Origin of the sequence: Shewanella khirikhana (assembly GCF_003957745.1) — a bacterium.
Classification (GTDB): domain Bacteria; phylum Pseudomonadota; class Gammaproteobacteria; order Enterobacterales; family Shewanellaceae; genus Shewanella; species Shewanella khirikhana.
The window spans coordinates 4582325-4606024 of record NZ_CP020373.1 but is presented as its reverse complement, the minus strand read 5'-3'; the positions used below and the strand labels follow the sequence as shown (position 1 = coordinate 4606024).

Annotated in this window: 16 protein-coding genes, 4 tRNA genes and 4 rRNA genes; 9 read left to right on the top strand and 15 right to left on the bottom strand. The window is 52.3% G+C overall.

The window, feature by feature from the left end:
* The first annotated feature begins 721 nt into the window (after positions 1–721).
* The 8 genes from STH12_RS20230 (at position 722) to mutT (ending at position 7275) form a co-directional block, all read left to right on the top strand.
* A complete protein-coding gene (locus tag STH12_RS20230; RefSeq protein ID WP_126169207.1) occupies positions 722–1219 on the top strand; it encodes a pilin in 498 nt (165 codons plus the stop codon).
* A gap of 56 nt (positions 1220–1275) precedes the next feature.
* The gene (gene pilB, locus STH12_RS20225; RefSeq protein ID WP_126169206.1) at positions 1276–2982 is read left to right on the top strand and encodes a type IV-A pilus assembly ATPase PilB; all 1707 of its coding nucleotides are present in this window, start codon (positions 1276–1278) and stop codon (positions 2980–2982) included.
* A 34-nt stretch (positions 2983–3016) separates the two neighbouring features.
* The gene (locus STH12_RS20220) at positions 3017–4276 is read left to right on the top strand and encodes a type II secretion system F family protein (RefSeq protein WP_126169205.1); all 1260 of its coding nucleotides are present in this window, start codon (positions 3017–3019) and stop codon (positions 4274–4276) included.
* A gap of 26 nt (positions 4277–4302) precedes the next feature.
* Complete coding sequence (locus STH12_RS20215) at positions 4303–5217, top strand: prepilin peptidase (RefSeq protein ID WP_126169204.1); 915 nt, start codon at positions 4303–4305, stop codon at positions 5215–5217.
* A complete protein-coding gene (gene coaE, locus STH12_RS20210) occupies positions 5217–5834 on the top strand; it encodes a dephospho-CoA kinase (RefSeq protein WP_126169203.1) in 618 nt (205 codons plus the stop codon). Before STH12_RS20215 ends, coaE begins: the two co-directional genes overlap by 1 nt.
* Positions 5827–6561, top strand: coding sequence for a cell division protein ZapD (gene zapD / locus STH12_RS20205; protein WP_126169202.1), 735 nt, complete (start codon positions 5827–5829; stop codon positions 6559–6561). The genes coaE and zapD overlap by 8 nt, the downstream gene beginning before the upstream one ends.
* A gap of 61 nt (positions 6562–6622) precedes the next feature.
* Positions 6623–6838 (top strand): DNA gyrase inhibitor YacG, encoded by a 216-nt coding sequence (yacG, locus tag STH12_RS20200; RefSeq protein ID WP_126169201.1) that lies wholly within the window; start codon positions 6623–6625, stop codon positions 6836–6838.
* Between the two features lie 41 nt (positions 6839–6879).
* Positions 6880–7275 carry an 8-oxo-dGTP diphosphatase MutT gene (gene mutT, locus STH12_RS20195; RefSeq protein ID WP_126169200.1) on the top strand — a complete coding sequence of 132 codons (396 nt, stop codon included), beginning with the start codon at positions 6880–6882 and terminating at the stop codon, positions 7273–7275.
* Positions 7276–7406: 131 nt separating this feature from the next.
* Here mutT and rrf (STH12_RS20190) read toward each other — a convergent pair.
* From rrf (STH12_RS20190) to STH12_RS20145, 10 genes are all read right to left on the bottom strand, one after another.
* Positions 7407–7522: ribosomal RNA gene (gene rrf, locus STH12_RS20190) — 5S ribosomal RNA — on the bottom strand.
* Positions 7523–7562: 40 nt separating this feature from the next.
* Positions 7563–7638, bottom strand: a tRNA-Thr gene (locus STH12_RS20185).
* 43 nt (positions 7639–7681) lie between these two features.
* Positions 7682–7797, bottom strand: a 5S ribosomal RNA gene (gene rrf / locus STH12_RS20180).
* 38 nt (positions 7798–7835) lie between these two features.
* A tRNA-Val gene (locus STH12_RS20175) sits at positions 7836–7911 on the bottom strand.
* An 85-nt stretch (positions 7912–7996) separates the two neighbouring features.
* A 23S ribosomal RNA gene (locus STH12_RS20170) occupies positions 7997–10890 on the bottom strand.
* 286 nt (positions 10891–11176) lie between these two features.
* A tRNA-Ala gene (locus STH12_RS20165) sits at positions 11177–11252 on the bottom strand.
* Between the two features lie 119 nt (positions 11253–11371).
* Positions 11372–11448, bottom strand: a tRNA-Ile gene (locus tag STH12_RS20160).
* A gap of 71 nt (positions 11449–11519) precedes the next feature.
* Positions 11520–13064, bottom strand: a 16S ribosomal RNA gene (locus tag STH12_RS20155).
* The 16S, 23S and 5S rRNA genes sit together here with 4 tRNA genes alongside, the layout of an rRNA operon.
* A 550-nt stretch (positions 13065–13614) precedes the next feature.
* Entirely contained in the window at positions 13615–16338 is a 2724-nt protein-coding gene (gene secA, locus STH12_RS20150; protein WP_126169199.1) for a preprotein translocase subunit SecA, read from the bottom strand.
* Positions 16339–16395: 57 nt separating this feature from the next.
* A complete protein-coding gene (locus STH12_RS20145) occupies positions 16396–17295 on the bottom strand; it encodes a M23 family metallopeptidase (RefSeq protein ID WP_126169198.1) in 900 nt (299 codons plus the stop codon).
* Positions 17296–17322: 27 nt separating this feature from the next.
* On the opposite strand from STH12_RS20145, the gene STH12_RS20140 reads away from it, so the two are divergent.
* Entirely contained in the window at positions 17323–17775 is a 453-nt protein-coding gene (locus STH12_RS20140) for a DUF721 domain-containing protein (protein ID WP_126169197.1), read from the top strand.
* Between the two features lie 13 nt (positions 17776–17788).
* Here the strand turns inward: STH12_RS20140 and lpxC are convergent, their stop codons facing one another.
* The 5 genes from lpxC to murC all read right to left on the bottom strand — a co-directional run bounded on the left by lpxC (position 17789) and on the right by murC (position 23699).
* Positions 17789–18709 (bottom strand): UDP-3-O-acyl-N-acetylglucosamine deacetylase, encoded by a 921-nt coding sequence (gene lpxC, locus STH12_RS20135; protein ID WP_126169196.1) that lies wholly within the window; start codon positions 18707–18709, stop codon positions 17789–17791.
* 155 nt (positions 18710–18864) lie between these two features.
* The gene (gene ftsZ / locus STH12_RS20130) at positions 18865–20046 is read right to left on the bottom strand and encodes a cell division protein FtsZ (RefSeq protein WP_126169195.1); all 1182 of its coding nucleotides are present in this window, start codon (positions 20044–20046) and stop codon (positions 18865–18867) included.
* A 28-nt stretch (positions 20047–20074) separates the two neighbouring features.
* Positions 20075–21310 carry a cell division protein FtsA gene (ftsA, locus tag STH12_RS20125; protein ID WP_126169194.1) on the bottom strand — a complete coding sequence of 412 codons (1236 nt, stop codon included), beginning with the start codon at positions 21308–21310 and terminating at the stop codon, positions 20075–20077.
* A 3-nt stretch (positions 21311–21313) separates the two neighbouring features.
* A complete protein-coding gene (locus STH12_RS20120; RefSeq protein WP_335925343.1) occupies positions 21314–22132 on the bottom strand; it encodes a cell division protein FtsQ/DivIB in 819 nt (272 codons plus the stop codon).
* A gap of 112 nt (positions 22133–22244) precedes the next feature.
* On the bottom strand, positions 22245–23699 hold the full coding sequence (murC, locus tag STH12_RS20115; RefSeq protein ID WP_126169193.1) for a UDP-N-acetylmuramate--L-alanine ligase: 1455 nt from the start codon (positions 23697–23699) through the stop codon (positions 22245–22247).
* Between the last annotated feature and the right edge of the window lies 1 nt (position 23700).

Below are 23700 nucleotides of genomic sequence, written 5' to 3'. Positions count from 1 at the left end.
GGCAAGCAAACTGGGTTCAGCGAGCAAACCACTACAATTTGTTTACAAGTGAGACAGGCAACGCCTAAGGTACTGGATACCGAGATAGCCAGAAGGGCCAAAATCGGTTTCTACCCTGCAGTCTGTTTGCTGAGTATTAACAGTTAGCAGCGCGCAGCATCGGCTACTTCCTAGCCGCCGGTGCAGCAAGCGGTCAAAGGTTAATTCATAGCAAAACGCTCATTCTTAACAGAATGAACTTCGGGGCAATAACAAACCAAGATGTGAACGGATCCAGTAATGGGCAAGGCCACATCCAGGGTGAAAACACGGGGCTGGACCAAGCTTTGAGGATAACAAGTGCAGCAGCACATGCTATCCAACTGAGTGGACGCTAAGCCCAAATTGGTTAACAGGCCTTCTCCATCTTATGCAAACTCAATGTTTGCGGCCGCATAAGCTGGAAAGTGCAAGTGTCGTCGAGGAAGACGTAAGCTTTAGCACGCGTAGCGCGCTTTTTACAGGTAGTAAATGATGCATTACACTTTAACTGCTCAAGCTTGCATGACAGGGCACCACAGGAGTGACGCCAACACCTTGCTGTGGGAAGTCTCACCAAACCAGCTCTTAGCAGAACGGGACGGGTGATAAAGATCGACCACAACGAAGGCAACTTTTTTGCGCTGTTGCTGAGGTTTAACACACACTACCTCACACAGCATTGCAATTAACGGAGAGAGAAATGAAAGGTATCACTTTAAACAAGAACGCCAAGGGTTTCACCCTGATTGAACTGATGATCGTAGTAGCCATCATCGGTATCCTGGCCGCCATCGCGCTGCCTGCTTACAAAACTTACACTCAGCGTGCAAAGTTCAGTGAAGTTGTTTTGGCCTCGACTCCGGCTAAAACTGCCATGGATGTCTGTTACCAAACCGGCGCAAACTGTGACACTTTAGATGAAGCGTCAACTGGCTGGGCCAACGCACCGTCTGTACAAACGGTATTAATCGACGCCGCGTTGTATGATGATGACAATGATCCCGCCACTCCTGACGTTGCTAATCCACAAGGTCCTTTCACCATCACTGTGACCTCTGAAGCAGTGTTCGACGGTAATAGCTACACCTATGTTCTTGAAGGTACTCCGAAACAGGATGCTGCCGGCAAGTACTTAGGTTCCATTGTGTGGGCAGTGAATGCTGCAGACAGCACCTGTAAAGCTGCCGGTCTGTGCTAAAAGCATTAAGTCTCATAGGGGCGCTTTAGCAGAGCCCCTATATTCAAGGTCAATTAATGCCAACTACTGGTCTCCACTTAGGATTATCGACGCTATTTATCCGTAAGAAGCTACTCACAGAGGAGCAACTGTCGGAGGCCGTCGCACTTTCGCGTAAAAACAGGCATTCGCTGGTCACCACCTTGGTGGCCAGCAAATTACTGTCGGCGAGGGAAATTGCTGAACTGTGCTACGAGGAGTATGGAACTCCACTACTGGATTTAGTCGAATTTGATATTAAGAGCATCCCTGAGGAATTCCTTAATCGCAAATTAATCGAAAAACACCGTTGCTTACCACTGTTTAAGCGTGGTAATAGGCTGTATATAGGCACATCTGACCCAACCAATATTGCCGCCCTCGAAGACTTTCAGTTTTCCGCAGGCCTGCATGCTGAAGCAATATTGGTGGAAGATGACAAACTAGTTGCAGCCCTTGAGAAAATCCTCGAAGAGGACATTAGTGCGCTGGACTTAAGTGGGATTGACGAGGACTCACTAGCTGGCATTGAGGTTGCTGATACTGATAAACGCCCCGAGAATGACAACGAAGGTGCAGATGATGCCCCTATCGTAATTTACATTAATAAAATCCTAACAGATGCCATTAGGCGTGGTGCATCAGATTTGCACTTTGAGCCCTATGAAAAGCGCTATCGCATTCGCTTTCGTATTGATGGGATCCTTCATGAAGTTTCTGAGCCACCGATAAACCTTTCGGGTCGTATATCCGCCCGACTAAAGGTAATGTCAAAACTGGATATTGCTGAGAGACGGCTGCCTCAGGACGGCCGTATCAAGATGAAACTCAGTCGTACCAAGAGCATCGATTTCCGTGTAAGCACCCTACCTACGCTCTGGGGCGAAAAAATTGTAATGCGTATTCTGGACTCATCCTCTGCCCAACTCGGCATTGAGAAGCTGGGGTATGAGCCAGACCAAAAGCAACTCTATCTGGACAATCTAGCCAAACCTCAGGGTATGATTTTGGTAACCGGCCCCACCGGCTCGGGTAAAACCGTATCCCTCTACACGGGTCTTAATATCCTCAATACCGAAGAGCGCAATATTTCCACCGCCGAAGACCCGGTGGAAATTAACTTGGAAGGTGTTAACCAAGTTCATATTAATAATAAAGCGGGTCTCACATTCGCTTCAGCCCTTCGTTCCTTCCTGCGTCAAGATCCTGATGTGGTGATGGTCGGGGAAATCCGTGATCTAGAAACTGCTGAAATCGCCATCAAAGCAGCACAAACCGGCCACTTGGTGCTTTCAACTCTGCACACGAATTCAGCGGCAGAAACATTAACACGTCTTCTGAACATGGGTGTTCCAGGCTACAACATAGCAAGCTCCGTGAATCTCATCATTGCCCAGCGTCTTGCCCGTAGACTATGTCCGGAGTGTAAGCAACCAGAAGAGATCCCACAGCATGAGCTTGAACGACTAGGATTCTCGCCGGAGCAGATTTCAGAAGGTTTTACTGTATTCAAGCCCTGCGGCTGCGACCTCTGCTCTGGTGGTTACAAAGGCCGCGTAGGTATTTATGAAGTGATGCCCATGTCTGACGAGATTGCCCGGGTTATTATGGAGGGTGGCAACTCACTGGAGATTGCCAGAATGGCCAAAACGCAGGGCATTAGGGACCTCAGGCAATCGGGCCTTTTAAAAGTCGTCCAAGGCGTTACCAGCATCACAGAAGTGAACCGGGTAACCAGTTTCTAATCTAGAATCTACAATTAACTAAGGAAGGCGTTACATGGCAACCGTGGCCGCGACCAAGTCAAAAAAAGCCGCCTCAAAACAGCAGCCCAAAGTGTATAACTTTGAATGGAAAGGCTTAAACCGTGACGGTAAAAAGTCCAGTGGCGAGCTGAGAGGGACATCGGTTGCCGAAATTAAAACTATTCTGAAGAATCAGGGCATTAATCCAAAATTAGTTCGAAAAAAATCTGAGGGTCTCTTCGGAAAAGGCAATAAAAAAATCAATGCGATGGATATCGCTATGATCACCCGTCAAATAGCAACCATGTTAATGGCAGGCGTCCCTTTAGTGACGACCATCGATATTTTAGGAAAAGGGCATGAAAAGCCTAAAATGAGAGAACTTTTAGGTACTATCTTAAATGATATCCAAGCTGGTATTCCTCTCTCCGATGCTCTAAGACCTCACCGTATCTATTTTGATGATCTCTATGTTGACTTGGTAGCAGCAGGTGAGCATTCTGGTTCTCTGGATGTGGTATTCGACCGCATTGCCACATATAGAGAAAAAGCAGAGGCACTAAAATCAAAAATTAAGAAAGCTATGTTCTACCCCGCCGCAGTTGTGGTAGTAGCCATTGCGGTAACAACCCTACTGCTACTTTTCGTAGTACCGCAATTTGAAGATATTTTTAAGAGTTTTGGTGCAGAACTTCCAGCATTCACCCAAATGATCATTAATATCTCGAGGTTCCTGCAATCATCTTGGTATTTCTTCCTCACCGCGATTGTTGCGTCAGTCTGGCTCTACATAAGGGCACACAGAAACTCTCAAGTTGTAAGGGATCGGCAAGACGAGTTTGTGTTAAAGATACCTGTAATCGGAGATATTTTACATAAAGCTGCCATGGCTCGTTTTGCCCGCACTTTGGCCACCACCTTTGCTGCTGGCGTGCCCCTCATTGATGGCTTGGAATCTGCGGCTGGTGCTTCTGGTAACGCAGTTTACCGTAAAGCGCTCTTAAAAATTCGCACCGAGGTAATGGCCGGTATGCAAATGAACGTCGCTATGCGCACGGTAAACCTTTTCCCAGACATGCTGATTCAGATGGTAATGATTGGTGAAGAGTCAGGCTCTCTCGATAATATGCTCAATAAAATTGCCAACATTTATGAAATGCAAGTAGATGATGCCGTCGATGGTTTGTCCAGTCTAATCGAACCCATTATGATGGTTGTAATTGGCACCTTGGTTGGTGGATTGATCGTAGGCATGTACCTGCCAATCTTCCAGATGGGTAACGTGGTAGGATAATCCACTCGTTTATATAATGATAAGCAATGACCGAATTAATCTCCTTAATGAGCCAGTACCTCTGGCTCTTTATTTTGCTCGCATTCATTTTTGCAGCCACCATCGGCAGTTTTTTGAATGTCGTCATTCATCGCCTTCCCGTCATGATGAAAAGAGAGTGGCAGCAGGAATGTAATGCCTATCTGGAAGAGTACCAGCCTGAGCTTTTTAAAAAACTTGGAAAAGCAAATCTGGAAAAGCCCATTGATGGTTATCCCGCACGTTACAACCTGATTGTCCCAGGCTCCTCGTGCCCAAAATGTGGCAACGGCATCAAGCCTTGGCACAATCTGCCGGTTCTGGGGTGGCTCATGCTTGGTGGCAAATGTGCCTCATGTAAAACTCCTATATCCAGTCGCTACCCCATTGTTGAAGCATTTACAGGTGTCGCTGTTGCCGCTCTCGCGTGGCATTTTGGCCCTACATGGGAATTTGCGGCATCAGCCTTGTTAACCTTCGGTCTGATTGCTATGTCAGGTATCGATCTGGATGAGATGCTGCTGCCCGACAGCCTTACGCTGCCTCTGCTGTGGCTTGGATTGCTGCTGAATTACCAAGACCTTTTCACCAGTCTAGAGGATGCACTGATTGGTGCCGTTGCGGGCTACCTGTCGCTTTGGTCGGTTTATTGGCTATTTAAGATTACCACCGGCAAGGAAGGCATGGGTTATGGTGACTTCAAGTTGATGGCACTCTTTGGGGCCTGGCTTGGCTGGCAAATGCTGCCGCTTATCATCCTGCTCTCGAGCCTCGTCGGCGCCCTTGTAGGCATCGCGATGATGGTTTGGAAAAGCCATAAACGGGAGAATCCAATTCCATTCGGCCCCTATATAGCTGCCGCAGGCTGGATAGCACTTGTGTGGGGGAATGACATCGTTACCTGGTACCTGGGAAGCCTGTGATGGCCAGCTATCTGCTTGGGCTCACCGGTGGTATTGGCAGCGGCAAAACAACCGTCGCCAACCTATTCCATGCCCGTGGCATTGACCTGGTAGATGCGGATATTATTGCCCGGCAAGTGGTTGAGCCAGGCTCGAGCGGACTTCATGCAATAGCAAAGCACTTTGGAGCCGAGATTCTCCAGCCCGATGGCACGCTTAATCGCGCCAAGTTACGCCAGTACATTTTTGCCAACGAGAACGAGCGGCTTTGGCTCAATAGTTTGCTGCACCCGATGATCCGCGAAACCATGCTGTCTTCGGCAAAAAAGGCCGACTCGCCCTATGTAATTTTGGTCGTACCCTTGCTATTTGAAAATGGGTTAGATAGGTTAGTCGATCGTACCTTGGTGGTTGATATTTCACCCGAACTACAAATCAGTCGTACCGCCAAACGAGATAACGTGAGCGAAGATCAAGTCGCCAGTATCGTCGCCAGTCAAGTAAGCCGCGAACAAAGGCTTGCCATGGCTGATGACATTATCGATAACCGGGGAGTGATTGCCGAGCTGGAAAAGCAGGTTGATCTCCTGCACCAGAAATATCTGGCATTGGCAGCATCGAAGACAAAAAATGACTGAACTGATTTATGAGCAACCCTTGAATGAAAAAATCCGCAGCTATCTGCGGCTTGAATACCTTGCTCAGCAAGTTCAACACAATTTGGATAATGACCATCAGCAGCGCTGTTTCTACCCCTTATTTTCGCTGCTTGAGCTCAATGAACGCTGCGACTACCGCGGTGATCTTCTTAAAGAAATTGATAAACAACTCTTCATCCTGGCCAAGTGGCAGGTACTCCCTCACGTTGACTCCGTTCAGGTACAAGAATATATCGATGGCCTCTCCAAGGCGCGAGAGCTGTTGCAAAACCCATCCCGGATCGGCAGTGCCCTCAAGCAGGACAGATTTCTCAGTGCTCTCAGGCAACGTTTTGGCATGCCAGGTGCTTGTTGTAACTTCGACCTGCCTCAACTGCATTATTGGCTTGCCAAACCCTGGGAAGAGCGCAGAGGCGAATATCAACAGTGGGTAGAACACTTTACGCCGCTGCTTACACCGGTAAGCCTGTTGCTCTCGCTGATCCGCAGCACCGCTGAATACCAGAATGCAACCGCTGCCGGCGGCTTCTATCAGGGCACCAATGCCCAGCCACTGTCGCTCATTCGGGTGAAGATTGACCCGGCACAAGGCTGCTATCCTACTATAAGCGGCCATAAAACCCGCTATGCCATTCACTTCGTTCAATTCGCCGATCAACGTCATTCAGATAAGACCATCGCCTTTAAACTGGCGACCTGCGCCTGAAGGCTTTACCATAAGGCTTCCCCATTTTGGGATTGTTATTCCATCCAAAAAGGTTTTTCTCATGACATTGACGGTTAAGTGCCCCCAGTGCCAAAAGCCTGTTACCTGGGACGCCTCCTCCGCCTTCAAGCCATTTTGCAGTGAACGCTGCAAACTGATTGACTTGGGAGATTGGGCCTCAGAGAAGCATGCCATTCCAGTAAAAGATGACATCAGCGAAGAGCTGCTGGATCAGCTCGGTTATGAAGAAGCAGACTTCTTCAAAGCACCCGATTGACCCCAAGCCCATTCCCAAACTTACTATCAAAGAGTCATCGTATGACCAAACGTGTTCACGTTGCCGTAGGCATCATTAAACAAGGCTCGCACATCTTGCTGGCGAAGCGTCATGGCCATCTGCATCAGGGTGGAAAATGGGAGTTTCCCGGTGGCAAGGTCGAGGCCGGTGAAACCACCTCAGAAGCCCTCAAACGCGAGCTAAAAGAAGAAGTTGGCCTGACGGTACACACCAGCCAACCTTATATGGAAATCAGCCACGATTATCCTGACAAGCAGGTACTGCTGGATATTCATCTCGTAGAAGACTTCAGTGGTGAAGCTAGCGGTATCGAAGGGCAACAAATCGAATGGGTGTCAATGCAGGACATAGGCACATATCAGTTCCCGGATGCCAACCAGCCGATTCTTGATAAAATACTGCAAGACTTTAGCTGAACTTTCTCTGCAGGCATTACTGAGGTGTTACGTTAGCTGTGGCGTAACACCTCTCTTAAAAACAGCATCTGGCTTTCGAAGCCCAGATAAAGAAAAACCCCGACGTTGCCGTCGGGGTTCTCATATTTGATGCCTGGAAATGTCCTACTCTCACATGGGGAGGCCCCACACTACCATCGGCGCTACTGCGTTTCACTACTGAGTTCGGAATGGGATCAGGTGGGACCACAGCGCTATGGTTTCCAGGCAAATTTTGTTGCTGCCATTTAGTACCTGGCGGCGAATAATGGTGCTGATACCCAGAATCGAACTGGGGACCTCATCCTTACCAAGGATGCGCTCTACCGACTGAGCCATATCAGCAAACTCTTTGATTTCACTTTAAAAGTGCAAATCAGAATTTGGCGTCTGGCAATGACCTACTCTCACATGGGGAGACCCCACACTACCATCGGCGCTGCTCCGTTTCACTACTGAGTTCGGAATGGGATCAGGTGGGACCAGAGCGCTATTGTCACCAGACAAATTTGTTAATTCGGAAAGCTGCTTTGCAGTAAATATGGTGGTCGCTACTGGGATCGAACCAGTGACCCCCTCCTTGTAAGGGAGGTGCTCTCCCGGCTGAGCTAAGCGACCGGTATTCTGTGCTATTGAGTTATCACTTCAATCAAGTCTGGTCTCTTCAAGACTATCTACACCATCTGAAACCCATCTGGGTTGTATGGTTAAGCCGCACGAGTCATTAGTACAGGTTAGCTCAACGCCTCACAACGCTTACACACCCTGCCTATCAACGTCCTGGTCTCGGACGGCTCTTCAGTGGACTCAAGGTCCAAGGGAAGACTCATCTTGGGGCTCGCTTCCCGCTTAGATGCTTTCAGCGGTTATCGATTCCGAACGTAGCTACCGGGCAATGCCATTGGCATGACAACCCGAACACCAGCGGTTCGTTCACTCCGGTCCTCTCGTACTAGGAGCAACCCCCCTCAATCTTCCAACGCCCACGGCAGATAGGGACCGAACTGTCTCACGACGTTCTGAACCCAGCTCGCGTACCACTTTAAATGGCGAACAGCCATACCCTTGGGACCGACTTCAGCCCCAGGATGTGATGAGCCGACATCGAGGTGCCAAACACCGCCGTCGATATGAACTCTTGGGCGGTATCAGCCTGTTATCCCCGGAGTACCTTTTATCCGTTGAGCGATGGCCCTTCCATACAGAACCACCGGATCACTATGACCTACTTTCGTACCTGCTCGACGTGTCTGTCTCGCAGTTAAGCTGGCTTGTGCCATTACACTAACCACACGATGTCCGACCGTGTTTAGCCAACCTTCGTGCTCCTCCGTTACTCTTTGGGAGGAGACCGCCCCAGTCAAACTACCCACCAGGCACTGTCCCTAGTCCAGATTCATGGACCGAGGTTAGAACACCAACACTACAAGGGTGGTATTTCAAGATTGACTCCACGAGAACTGGCGTTCCCGCTTCAAAGTCTCCCACCTATCCTACACATGTAGGGTCAATGTTCAGTGCCAAGCTATAGTAAAGGTTCACGGGGTCTTTCCGTCTAGCCGCGGGTATACGGCATCTTCACCGCAATTTCAACTTCACTGAGTCTCGGCTGGAGACAGCGTGGCCATCATTACGCCATTCGTGCAGGTCGGAACTTACCCGACAAGGAATTTCGCTACCTTAGGACCGTTATAGTTACGGCCGCCGTTTACCGGGGCTTCGATCATGAGCTTCTCTTGCGATAACCCAATCAATTAACCTTCCGGCACCGGGCAGGCGTCACACCGTATACTTCCTCTTGCGAGTTTGCACAGTGCTGTGTTTTTGATAAACAGTTGCAGCCACCTGGTATCTGCGACTGCCAGCAGCTTAAGGAGCAAGTCCCATCACCGCCAGCAGCGTACCTTCTCCCGAAGTTACGGTACCATTTTGCCTAGTTCCTTCAGCCGAGTTCTCTCAAGCGCCTTGGTATTCTCTACCCGACCACCTGTGTCGGTTTGGGGTACGATTCCTGCTAACCTGAAGCTTAGAAGATTTTCCTGGAAGCATGGCATCAACCACTTCAGTGCCGTAGCACCTCGTCATCAGCTCTCGGTATATGTGTGCCCGGATTTGCCTAAGCACACTACCTACCACCTTAAACACGGACAACCAACGCCGTGCTGGCCTAGCCTTCTCCGTCTCTCCATCGCAGTTAGCAGAAGTACGGGAATATTAACCCGTTTCCCATCGACTACGCCTTTCGGCCTCGCCTTAGGGGTCGACTCACCCTGCCCCGATTAACGTTGGACAGGAACCCTTGGTCTTTCGGCGAGGGGGTTTTTCACCCCCTTTATCGTTACTCATGTCAGCATTCGCACTTCTGATACCTCCAGTGTGGGTTACCCCTTCACCTTCAACGGCTTACAGAACGCTCCTCTACCGCGTACACGTTATCGTGTACACCCGTAGCTTCGGTGAATTGCTTAGCCCCGTTACATCTTCCGCGCAGGCCGACTCGACTAGTGAGCTATTACGCTTTCTTTAAATGATGGCTGCTTCTAAGCCAACATCCTAGCTGTCTAAGCCTTCCCACATCGTTTCCCACTTAGCAATTACTTTGGGACCTTAGCTGACGGTCTGGGTTGTTTCCCTTTTGACGACGGACGTTAGCACCCGCCGTCTGTCTCCCGGATAGCACTCTTTGGTATTCGGAGTTTGCAAAGGGTTGGTAAGTCGGGATGACCCCCTAGCCTTAACAGTGCTCTACCCCCAAAGGTGTTCGTCCGAGGCGCTACCTAAATAGCTTTCGAGGAGAACCAGATATCTCCCGGTTTGATTGGCCTTTCACCCCCAGCCACAAGTCATCCGCTAATTTTTCAACATTAGTCGGTTCGGTCCTCCAGTTGATGTTACTCAACCTTCAACCTGCCCATGGCTAGATCACCGGGTTTCGGGTCTACGCCTTGCAACTAAACGCGCAGTTAACACTCGGTTTCCCTACGGCTCCGCTATTCGCTTAACCTCGCTACAAAACGTAAGTCGCTGACCCATTATACAAAAGGTACGCAGTCACGGTCTCAAGAACCGCTCCCACTGCTTGTACGTATACGGTTTCAGGTTCTATTTCACTCCCCTCACAGGGGTTCTTTTCGCCTTTCCCTCACGGTACTGGTTCACTATCGGTCAGTCAGGAGTATTTAGCCTTGGAGGATGGTCCCCCCATGTTCAGACAACATATCACGTGTGCCGCCTTACTCGATTTCATCATCGGTTAGTTGTCGTGTACGGGACTGTCACCCTGTACCGTTGCGCTTTCCAACGCATTCCACTAACACCCCGAAGACTTAAGGGCTAATCCCCGTTCGCTCGCCGCTACTGAGGGAATCTCGGTTGATTTCTTTTCCTGAGGGTACTTAGATGTTTCAGTTCCCCTCGTTCGCCTCACTAAGCTATGTATTCACTTAGTGATGACACCTTATGGTGCCGGGTTTCCCCATTCGGACATCGCTGGCTATAACGGTTGTTACTACCTCACCAACGCTTTTCGCAAGTTACTACGTCCTTCATCGCCTCTGACTGCCAAGGCATCCACCGTATACGCTTAGTCGCTTAACCATACAACCCGGATGAGTTTCCTCACCGCGCTGTATTGCAACCAGCTGGTTTTCGATAGTTCATTTTACTGAACTCGCCTTGAAGAATTTCCAAAACACTTGATTGAAGTGTTTGAGAACTCAATTTTTGTATTCATCAATCCAACTCCTAAGAGTCGTTTTGATGTCTACTATCAGCTTTCCAAATTGTTAAAGAGCGGGCTTAAAAAAGCCAAAGATAAATTCATCACTTATCTTTGGCGTCTCTATCCTTGGGACTTATGTCCTGAGACTCACATATTGAATAGTGGTGGAGCTATGCGGGATCGAACCGCAGACCTCCTGCGTGCAAAGCAGGCGCTCTCCCAGCTGAGCTATAGCCCCGTTTCTGCAATATGCAGTCTGAAACAAATACGCATTGATAAATCTCATTCAGGCGAGGCGGAAGCGGAGGACGTTTACTGGTGTAAACGACGACGTTTCCAACGAAGCATCAATGAGATTGGTGGGTCTGAGTAGACTCGAACTACCGACCTCTCGCTTATCAGGCGAACGCTCTAACCACCTGAGCTACAGACCCATCGCATTTGTCTCTTTATCTTCTATCAAGCAATCTGTGTGAACACTCAGCAGGATAATGTGTCGCTTAGGTAAGGAGGTGATCCAGCCCCAGGTTCCCCTAGGGCTACCTTGTTACGACTTCACCCCAGTCATGAACCACACCGTGGTAAACGCCCTCCCGAAGGTTAAGCTATCTACTTCTGGTGCAGCCCACTCCCATGGTGTGACGGGCGGTGTGTACAAGGCCCGGGAACGTATTCACCGTGGCATTCTGATCCACGATTACTAGCGATTCCGACTTCATGGAGTCGAGTTGCAGACTCCAATCCGGACTACGACCGGCTTTATGAGATTAGCTCCACCTCGCGGCTTCGCAACCCTCTGTACCGACCATTGTAGCACGTGTGTAGCCCTACTCGTAAGGGCCATGATGACTTGACGTCGTCCCCACCTTCCTCCGGTTTATCACCGGCAGTCTCCCTAAAGTTCCCGGCATTACCCGCTGGCAAGTAAGGATAAGGGTTGCGCTCGTTGCGGGACTTAACCCAACATTTCACAACACGAGCTGACGACAGCCATGCAGCACCTGTCTCAGAGTTCCCGAAGGCACCAATCCATCTCTGGAAAGTTCTCTGGATGTCAAGAGTAGGTAAGGTTCTTCGCGTTGCATCGAATTAAACCACATGCTCCACCGCTTGTGCGGGCCCCCGTCAATTCATTTGAGTTTTAACCTTGCGGCCGTACTCCCCAGGCGGTCTACTTAATGCGTTAGCTTGAGAGCCCAGTGTTCAAGACACCAAACTCCGAGTAGACATCGTTTACGGCGTGGACTACCAGGGTATCTAATCCTGTTTGCTCCCCACGCTTTCGTGCCTGAGCGTCAGTCTTTGTCCAGGGGGCCGCCTTCGCCACCGGTATTCCTCCAGATCTCTACGCATTTCACCGCTACACCTGGAATTCTACCCCCCTCTACAAGACTCTAGTCTGCCAGTTCGAAATGCAGTTCCCAGGTTGAGCCCGGGGCTTTCACATCTCGCTTAACAGACCGCCTGCGCACGCTTTACGCCCAGTAATTCCGATTAACGCTTGCACCCTCCGTATTACCGCGGCTGCTGGCACGGAGTTAGCCGGTGCTTCTTCTGTGGGTAACGTCACAGCTGATAGGTATTAACCATCAACCTTTCCTCCCCACTGAAAGTGCTTTACAACCCGAAGGCCTTCTTCACACACGCGGCATGGCTGGATCAGGGTTTCCCCCATTGTCCAATATTCCCCACTGCTGCCTCCCGTAGGAGTCTGGACCGTGTCTCAGTTCCAGTGTGGCTGTCCATCCTCTCAGAACAGCTAGGGATCGTCGCCTAGGTGAGCCATTACCTCACCTACTAGCTAATCCCGCCTGGGTTCATCCAATCGCGGAAGGCCCGAAGGTCCCCTCCTTTCCCCCGTAGGGCGTATGCGGTATTAGCAGTCGTTTCCAACTGTTATCCCCCTCGATTGGGCAGATCCCCAGGTATTACTCACCCGTCCGCCGCTCGCCGGCGAAGATAGCAAGCTATCTTCCCGCTGCCGCTCGACTTGCATGTGTTAGGCCTGCCGCCAGCGTTCAATCTGAGCCATGATCAAACTCTTCAATTAAAGTTTTGGTCTCAATGAATTTCTGCTGTCATGCTCTGCATGAAAACTCCTTCATTGATAAAATCGTTTTGTCGACTTCATCAACCTGCGAGTATCCACACAGATTGCTTGATAAATTTTTAAAGAACGTGACCGACTTTCATCTGGTCAGGGCTGCGTATTCTACAGAAGCCCTTTTCGGCGTCAAGCCCTTTTTTGATGAACATTTTCAACTGTTGTTTTAATGTTCGGGCTCTTGCCTGGACCGGGTTAACAGGCTGCTTTCGCTGCCGTTGTGCCCTGTCAGTGGAGGCGCATTATAGGGGGCCAGAACTTTTGTGCAAGGGCTTTTTCCATCTTTTTTCGATCTTTTTGCGATCTGTTACGCTGCACACAAGTCTTACAGTTCTTACCCCCAGAGTTATCCACAATCGCGCGTTTTATCGACTGTTTTGATCTTCGCTTGGCTATATCAAAGATAAAAGGGGGAACTTGTAATCTTACTGTCTATCGCTAAACAACAGAAAAACAAAAGGCAGCCATGGGGCTGCCTTTTGTATTAGTGCGCTTATCAGGTCAACTTGCCGTGGCACTGTTTGTACTTTTTACCTGAACCGCAGGGGCAAGGATCGTTTCGACCAACTTTCTCGCCGTCGCGTACCTGAGGCACATGTGATGCCATTTCTGCCAGCTCGCTGTTGTCGCTGGCCATAGACTCAGCGGCAGCGTGTTGATATTCGCGCTGGATACGCGCTTCTTCTTCACGGCGACGGGCTTCCATTTCCTCTACATCGGACTGGGCCTGTACCTGCACTTTAGACAGAATCGCAATCACATCATGCTTGAGTGATTCCAGCATCTGCTGGAACAGCTCGAAGGATTCGCGCTTATATTCCTGCTTGGGGTTCTTTTGCGCGTAGCCACGCAGGTGAATACCCTGACGCAGGTGATCCATGGCTGCCAGGTGTTCTTTCCACAGACCATCGAGGGTTTGCAGCATCACAGCCTTTTCGAACTGGCGCAGCACAGGGGTGCCGACCATTTGCTCTTTGGCCTGATAAGCCTGACGCCAGGTATCGACGATACGCTCACGCAGAGTTTCTTCGTGCAGGTCGTCTTCTTTGTCCAACCATTCCTGAATTGGAAGCTGCAGACCAAACTCATTGGCCAGACGCTCTTCCAGACCCGGAACGTCCCACAGCTCTTCTACTGACTGAGGTGGAATGTACTGATCAACCAGGCCATCAATAACATCGGCCTGAATGTTCTGAATGGTTTCTTCGATGCTTTCGGCATCCATCAGTTCGTTACGCTGGGCATAAACCACCTGACGCTGGTCGTTGGCTACGTCATCGAACTCGAGCAGTTGCTTACGGATATCGAAGTTACGCGCTTCTACTTTACGCTGGGCGTTTTCGATAGCACGGGTCACCCATGGGTGCTCGATGGCTTCGCCTTCTTCCATACCCAGCTTCTTCATCATGTTGGCTACACGCTCAGAAGCGAAAATACGCATCAGGTTATCTTCCATCGAAAGATAGAAGCGGGAAGAACCCGGATCGCCCTGACGACCGGAACGACCACGCAGCTGGTTGTCGATACGGCGTGATTCGTGACGCTCGGTACCCAAAATGTGCAGACCACCGGCCTCAACCACGGCATCGTGACGCTGCTGCCAGTCGGCGCGTACTGCGGCAATCTGTTCGGCGGTTGGGTTATCCAGCGCCTCGATTTCAGACTTCCAGTTACCACCGAGCACAATGTCGGTACCACGACCGGCCATGTTGGTGGCAACGGTCACTGTGCTTGGACGACCAGCCTGGGCCACGATATCGGCCTCTTTTTCGTGGAACTTGGCGTTCAGAACCTGATGGGGGATCTTGTCTTGATTGAGCAGACGTGACAGCAGTTCAGACTGTTCGATGGACACGGTACCCACCAACACTGGCTGGCCACGTTCACGGCAATCTTTGATATCGGCGATGATGGCCTGGTACTTCTCACGGGCAGTGAGGTAAACCAGATCCGGCATGTCTTTACGCACCATGGGGCGATTGGTTGGCACCACTACGGTGTCCAGACCATAAATATGTTGGAATTCGAACGCTTCGGTATCGGCAGTACCTGTCATACCCGCCAGCTTCTCGTACAGACGGAAGTAGTTCTGGAAAGTAATGGACGCCAGGGTCTGGTTTTCGTTTTGGATACGTACGCCTTCTTTGGCTTCAACCGCCTGGTGCAGACCTTCTGACCAGCGACGACCTGGCATGGTACGGCCGGTGTGCTCATCCACAATCACCACTTCATCGTTTTGCACCACATAGTCCACGTCCTTTTCGAACAGGGTGTGGGCACGCAGGGCGGCGTTAACGTGGTGCAGCAAAGAAATGTTGGCGGCTGAATACAGCGAATCACCTTCCGCCAGCAGGCCGGCTTCGGTAAGCAGTTGCTCAACCTTTTCCTGACCACGCTCGGTCATGTGTACCTGACGGGCTTTCTCGTCGATGGAGTAGTCGCCTTCACCCACGAACTCTTCACTGTCTTCTTTGTCCTGACGCACCAGATTGGGGATCAGTTTGTTGACGCGGATGTAGAGCTCAGAGCTGTCTTCGGCGGCGCCGGAGATGATCAGTGGCGTACGGGCTTCATCGATCAGGATGGAGTCCACTTCGTCGATAAGGGCGTAGTGCAGTGGGCGCTGAACGCGATCGTCTGGCGAAAACGCCATGTTGTCGCGCAGATAGTCGAAACCGAATTCGTTGTTGGTGCCGTAGGTAATGTCGGCATCGTAGGCGGCTTTTTTGTCGGCGTGGCTCAGACCGGCGACGTTGATGCCCACAGACAGACCGAGAAACTCAAACAGCGGACGGTTGTTTTCGGCATCGCGGCGAGCCAGGTAGTCGTTCACGGTAATCACGTGTACGCCTTTTCCGGTCAGTGCGTTCAGGTAAGCCGGCAGGGTCGCGGTCAGGGTTTTACCTTCACCGGTACGCATCTCGGCGATGCGGTTGCTGTCGAGTACCATACCACCCATCAGCTGCACGTCGAAGTGGCGCATCTCGAACACACGCTTGGATGCTTCACGCACGGTGGCGAAAGCTTCGGCCATGATGTCGTTGAGGCTTTCGCCTTTTTCCAAACGGGCCTGGAACTCGGCAGTCTTGGCCTTCAGTTCCTCATCGGAGAGCTTTTCGTAGTCGGCTTCCAATGCGTTAATTTTTTGGACAACTTTACCCAGCTGTTTCAGGGTGCGGTCGTTACGGCTACCGAAAATTTTTGTCAGTACATTAAACATCTGAATACTTATCTCAATCTAGGCCAAGTCCCTGGTCGAGTCTCACAGCCAAAGTTGTTAACCTGCCTTGCGGTAGACGTACTTTCTCGGATCCACTTGCTGACCCGACCGCAACACTTCGTAGTGCACATGGGGACCAGTCGAACGACCGGTACTGCCCATAGTGGCAATTTTCTCACCCTTGGCGACCACATCACCTACAGCTACTGACAAAGTTTTATTGTGTCCATACCGGGTACGCAGACCATTACCATGATCTACCTCCACCAATTGGCCATAACCGAACATGTCTCCAGCCCATGTCACCACACCACCGGCGGTAGCGACAACATCGGCCCCCTCTGAACCAGCGAAGTCTATGCCTTTATGCATGGTTCTTCGGCCGGTAAAGGGATCATTGCGTAAACCGTAGGGCGACGAGAGATAGCCTTTGCTGACAGGGCGCCCTGATACATAACGTTCTTCATCTATATGGAGATTGGCTGCCACAGTTTCAAGTAGTGCCAGCTGAGCGTCATTGTTATCAATTCTGAGTGCCAGCTTATTCATGTCTTCGATAAGCTGACCAATTTCGATGGCAGAGCCGAGATCGGATGAACCACCCACACCGGCTTCGGCGGAGAAGTCAAACTGATCATCGAGCTTGTAATTCTGAGCAACATGCTGACCCAAGGCTTCGAGGCGAGTGATTTTCGCCTGCATGCGCGCCACATAGGCGGTCAGGGTTGCGAGTTGGGATTCGGTAGCGTCCTTGAGTTCCAGCACTTCGCGTTTTTGGTTTTCGCGGGCCTGACGTTCACTGTCTACACTGGCCTGCTGGCTTTCGAACCGGGCATTATTGTACTGGTACAAGCCGGCTCCGGTGGCGAGCAACAACACCGGCAGCAACAACCAGCGTTTGCCGGGTTGCCAACGGGTAACGCCGCTGCGACCTTGAATAAAAACTGTTACACTCATAGCTTCAGTCAGCCATCTTCTTATTGAATGAAAAAGTTACCTCAGGACCTTGCTGCACTCATGCACACCACAGGCACACTGCCGGATATCGCCGAAAAGGCAGAGTTGCTGAACAATCTGGATCACATCGTAAAACAGATGGTTTCAGGTCCGGTTGCGGAGCAACTAAAGGTAGCAAATCTCCGCCACGGTACTCTCGTTATAGAAACGGCTACGGCCGCCTGGGCCGCCCGAATCAACTTTCAAAAGCCTATGCTTCTCAAACAACTGCAGGCTGAAACGCTCCCAATGCTTACCGCTATTGACGTTAAAGTCAACCCGGCGCTGGCACAGTATCGACCAAAAGCGCCGATTAACACCAATCAGTTGAGCGAAACGGCCGCAGCCCATATTGAAGCCCTGGCCGAGCACACCGAAGGTAGTCTGGGCCAGAAACTGAAACGGCTGGCTGCATTGGCCAGCCGTCACAGGCAGTCATAAATCCATTTGTTGCTCAGGCAAGAACCACACTGCCTGGCATGGCGAAGCTGACAGGTGCGTCGGCTTCTTTGTCAAAGCTCACCAGTTCCCAGGCATCCTGAGCGGCAAGCACCGCCCTGACCAATTGGTTGTTCAGGGCGTGGCCGGTCTTATAGGCACAAAACTCACCTATGATGGCATGACCGGCGACATAGAGATCGCCAAATGCATCCAGGATCTTGTGCTTAACGAACTCGTCCTCATAACGCAGGCCATCGGGGTTGAGGACGCGGTATTCATCAAGCACAACGGCATTTTCCATGCTGCCACCGAGCGCCAGGTTGTTGGCACGCAGGTATTCGATATCGCGCATAAACCCAAAGGTGCGGGCACGGCTGATATCTTTCACAAAGGCAGTCGAGGAAAAGTCCATCACCATATGCTGCTGGCTGCGCGCGATCTCAGGGTGGTTGAAGTCAATGGCAAAGTTGACTCGAAACCCCTGGAACGGACGGATTTCCGCCCACTTGTCGCCGTCTTCCACGCGTACGGTGCGCTTGATACGCAGATATTTTTTGGCCGCTGACTGCTCCTGAATACCGGCGCTCTGCAGCAGGAATACGAAGGGGCTGGCACTGCCATCCATAATCGGGATTTCAGGCGCGTCCACTTCTATTACGGCATTATCAATGCCGAGACCTGCCAGGGCGGCAAACAGGTGCTCGATCGTCGAAATGCGAACACCTTCATCATTTACCAGGGCCGTACACATGGTGGTTTCCCGAACCATATTTGCCTTGGCTGGAATGGCCACGGCTGGGTTCAGGTCAGTACGCATCAGTACGATCCCTGTATTGATAGGCGCGGGTTTAATGGTGAGTGTGACCTTGTTACCGGAGTGCAATCCAACACCGGTGGTCTTAACCATTTCTTTAACTGTTCTTTGAAAAATCATTCAGTTACCCGTTTTTGCATTCAACAATTCACTGTCACTCAGGCAGTCGTAAACGACAGCCGGAGAGTCGGCTGGTCAGACATGCTACCACAAGTCTGGCATTTCACAAAAAGTACGCTACTTCGCCAGCGCTCTGTCTGTACCGCTTTTTTTACTCAGTCTGCCTGTTTGCGCAGGAAGGCTGGAATATCCAGGTAATCAAGCTCGTTCTTGGGCGCAGGGGCAACCTGAGGTGCTGCCGAGGGTACGGCGTTACCTTTGGCTGCTGGCTGAGCCTGGAATACTGGCTCTTCGGCCACGAAGGCTTCAACCTTTGGCTCTACAACCACTGGCTCTGGACGAGGCTGAACTTTAGGTACCAACTGGATATCAGGCTTCTTCTCGGCACCGATACCGGTAGCAACTACAGTAACGCGCAGCTCATCGCTCATCTCTGGGTCGATAACGGCCCCCACCACCACAGTGGCGTTGTCAGAGGCATAAGCCTTAACGTGGTTACCTACGGTTTCGAACTCTTCGATAGTCATGTCCATACCGGCGGTGATGTTCACCAGTACGCCACGGGCACCTGCCAGGTCGATGTCTTCCAGCAGCGGGCTGGCAACGGCGGCTTCGGCGGCCTCTTCGGCACGGTCTTCACCACGGGCAACACCGGTACCCATCATGGCATTACCCATTTCGGACATAACGGTTTTCACGTCGGCGAAGTCGACGTTAATCAGACCGGGACGGGTAATCAGCTCAGCAATACCCTGCACAGCGCCCAGCAATACGTTGTTGGCCGCAGCAAAGGCGTCCAGCAACGACGTACCGCGGCCCAGTACCTTGAGCAGCTTTTCGTTGGGAATCGTGATCAAGGAATCGACGTGCTTGGCCAGCTCGTTGATACCCTGCTCGGCATAGGCCATACGCTTCTTGCCTTCGAATGGGAACGGCTTGGTCACCACGGCTACGGTCAGAATGCCTTCTTCGCGTGCCACTTCGGCAACCACTGGCGCAGCGCCAGTACCTGTACCACCGCCCATACCGGCAGCGATAAAGATCATGTCCGAGCCCTTGATGGCAGCGCGGATGCTTTCTTTATCTTCTTCGGCGGCCGCACGGCCCACCTCAGGATTGGCACCGGCACCCAGACCCTTGGTCACATCGCGACCCAACTGGATGGTTTGGCCTGCGGCAGATTTGCGCAGCGCCTGTGCGTCAGTATTGGTTGCAACGAACTCAACACCTTCAATATTGTGCTTCACCATATGCTCGACGGCGTTGCCACCACCGCCACCAACGCCGATGACTTTAATCACCGCCTCGTCGGAATGAGTATCCATGATCTCAAACATGGTCTAAATCTCCATTTGCCTGCGTTAGTTAAAATTCACCTTTAAACCAGCTCTGGACCCGATTCCAGACACTGGTCACCCCCTGACGCTGCGGCCGCTCGTATTGCCTCTCGAGCACCCGGCGCGCGCCATAATGGAGCAGCCCCACCCCGGTGGAGTAAATGGGCTGATCCACATATTCAAACAAACCTTTCACCGGCAGTGGCGATGCCACCCGCACCGGCATACCGAACACAGCTTCGGCCACATCGACGGCACCCTCGATGGAGGATGTGCCACCGGTGAGCACTATGCCCGCGGCAATCTGGTCTTCCAGTCTGGCCCCGCGAAGCTCCTTGAGTACCAGTTCAAACAGCTCCTGGTATCTTGGCTCCACCACCTCTGCCAAGGTGTGGCGGGACATGGTTCTGGAAGGACGCCCGCCCACTGACGGCACTTCAATGCTGTCTTCGCGGCTGACCATGGCACTGCGCGCACTGGCGTACTGCACCTTGATTTGCTCCGCGTGGGACAAAGGCGTTCTGAAAATCTTGGCGATATCGTTGGTCACCTGGTTGCCGGCCACCGGCACCACGGCGCAGTGACGCAGGGCGCCATTGGTGTACACAGTGATATCCGTGGTACCGCCACCAACGTCCACCAGGCACACGCCCAGATCTTTTTCATCGTTGGTCAGCACCGCATCGGCGGAAGCGATACCGGAAAACACCAAATCGTCGACCTTAAGGCCGCAGCGCTCCACGCTCTTGGTGATGTTCTTGGCCATATCGTTGGCACAGGTAACGATATGCACCTTGGCTTCCATGCGCATGCCCGACATGCCGATGGGGCTCTTGATGCCCTCCTGCACGTCGATGGCGTATTCCTGCGGCAACACATGCAAAATGCGACGCTCGGTTGGGATCTTCACCGAACGCGCGGTGTGGATGACGTTGTCCACGTCTTCCTGGGTCACTTCTTCATCGTTGATAGACACCATGCCGCGCTCGTTCTGGCAGGCGATGTGCTTGCCGGAAATCGACAAATACACAGATGACACCTGGCAGTCAGCCATCAGCTCGGCCTGGTCCAGCGCCCGCTGCACACTGCGCACGATAGAGTCGAGGTCGTTCACCCCACCCTTGTCCATCCCCCGTGAAGGGTGATTGCCAAGACCCACAATGCTGATCTCTCCGTCAGGCATGACTTCGCCAATGATCGCAGCGACCTTGGCGGTACCTATGTCCAATCCGACTATCAGATTTCTATCCTGGTTCTTGGTCATCAGTTAGCGACTCTCTTGTGTTGTCTCATCCCAGCCTACGGCCAATCCTGTGTCGTAGCGCAAATCCACCCTGGCTACAGCCTTGGTTTGCTTTGCCAACGTCGGGTACACATTGATAAAACGTTGCACCCGCGCCATCTTGTCTTCTCTGCCCAATTCGAGCGTGATGCCGCTGTCGAGCACGGCAATCCAGGCGTGTCTTGGACTCAGGCTCAGGCTCTCAAGCCCAAAGCCGTTAATCTTCAACAGTTCGGCCACTTGCCGATAGGCGGTCAGTACCTCGGCCGATCTGGCTTCGGGTCCCGACAGCTTGGGCAGCTGTTCCAGCCCCGGCTGGGTGGGCGCACTGAACACTTCACCGTGCTCGTTCACCCAGTCCATGCCATTCCAGCGGGCTACCGCCTGCTGCTCTTGCAAATACACCTTGATGCGCGCTGGCCAAACCCGCCGCACCGTGGCCTTGTACACCCAGGGCAAGGCCTCGATGGCCTGCTGGATTTCCGCCACGTCCGCACTGAAAAAGCTGCGTTGCATCAGTTTTTCCATGGCAGAGCGGATTTCATCCTCGGTGGTGTAAACCCGCTCACCTTTTATCACCAGCGCCTCAATCGGCAAGGCTTCGGCATCGTTCAAAAGCCCATGGAGCCGATAACCGCTGTAGCCCAGCATCCCCAGCACCAGCAGGAAAAACCCAAAGCCGGTGATGAAATACCAGTTCAGCGCCTTAAGCCTGGGCAGTATTGGCTGCCGCGGCGCCTTGACCTCTTTGGTCCGCTCTTCCCGGGAAGGTCGTTTCCGGGGCTGCGCTTTTTCTCTTGCCAAACCCGGCTCCTCAGCGACCCGCCGCAGGGGAACCGGCCATTATATAGACCCGGGATCTCAGGTCAAAGGCCAAAAGGAACAACCACTTAACTGGCGAATATTTCAGCAGCATCTAGTTGTTGTCCGCCTTGTCGAACCCCAGTTGGCTCGCCGCCAGCTCACGGGACAGGGCACCGATATTGCCCGCCCCCTGACACAGCAGCAGATCGCCATCTTCCAGCACGTCCGGCATCACCGCCGCGAGTTGGTCGGGGCTGGCAACAAAAATCGGTTCCAGCTGACCGCGCTGACGAATCGAGCGGCACAGGGCCCGGCCATCGGCGCCGGGGATTGGCGCTTCACCGGCGGCATACACTTCAAGCAGCACCAGCTTATCGACCTGAGACAGCACCTCGACGAAGTCTTCGTACAGGTCCCGGGTACGGGTATAACGGTGCGGCTGATAGGCCATCACCAGACGCTTGTCCGGCCAACCCGCGCGGGCAGCCTTGATGGTAGCGGCCACTTCGCTGGGATGGTGACCATAGTCGTCCACCAACATCACTTCGCCCTTGGGGGTATCGAACTTACCCAGGTGCTGGAAGCGGCGGCCAATGCCCTGGAATTCGCCCAGCGCCTTGACGATAGCCTCGTCTTCAATTTCATCCTCGGTCGCCACCGCAATCGCAGCCAGAGAGTTGAGCACATTGTGCTGCCCAGGCAGATTCACCTTCAGCGACAAATCGTCTTTGCCCTTGCGGCGCACGGTAAAGCGGCAGCTGTGGCCTTCCTGAACAAAATCCAGCGCCTGCACATCGGCATCGTCGCTGAAGCCGTAGGTCACTACCTGGCGGCCAATGCGCGGGATCAGCTCGCGCACCACAGGGTCGTCCACACAGACCACGGCCACGCCGTAAAACGGCAGATTGTGCATAAAGTCCACGAAGGTGGATTTGAGCTTCTCGAAGTCGCCGCCGTAAGTATCCATGTGGTCGGCTTCGATATTGGTCACCACAGTCACCATTGGCTGCAGATGCAGGAAGCTGGCATCACTCTCGTCAGCCTCGGCAATCAGATAACGGCTCGAACCCAAACGGGCGTTGGTACCTGCGCTGTTGAGCAGACCACCAATCACAAAGGTTGGGTCACGGTCGGCCTGACCATAAATGCTGGCAATCAAACTGGTGGTAGTGGTTTTACCGTGGGTACCGGCCACCGCCACCCCATGGCGATAACGCATCAGCTCGGCGAGCATTTCGGCGCGGCGCACCACAGGAATACGATTGGCCTTGGCAGCCAGCAATTCCGGGTTTTCTTTGTTGATGGCGGTGGATACCACCACCACGTCCACGCCTGCTACATTGTCGGCACCATGGCCGATAAAAATACGGGCACCCAGACCACCAAGACGCTCGGTCACGGCATTGTTCGCGATATCTGAGCCGCTGACCTGATAGCCTTCGTTCACCAGCACTTCGGCAATCCCACCCATACCGGCGCCGCCAATGCCCACAAAGTGGATTCGGCGCACCCGGCGCATCTCGGGGATCATGGTACGAAGCTGTCTGTACTTCTCTGTCTGTGTCATA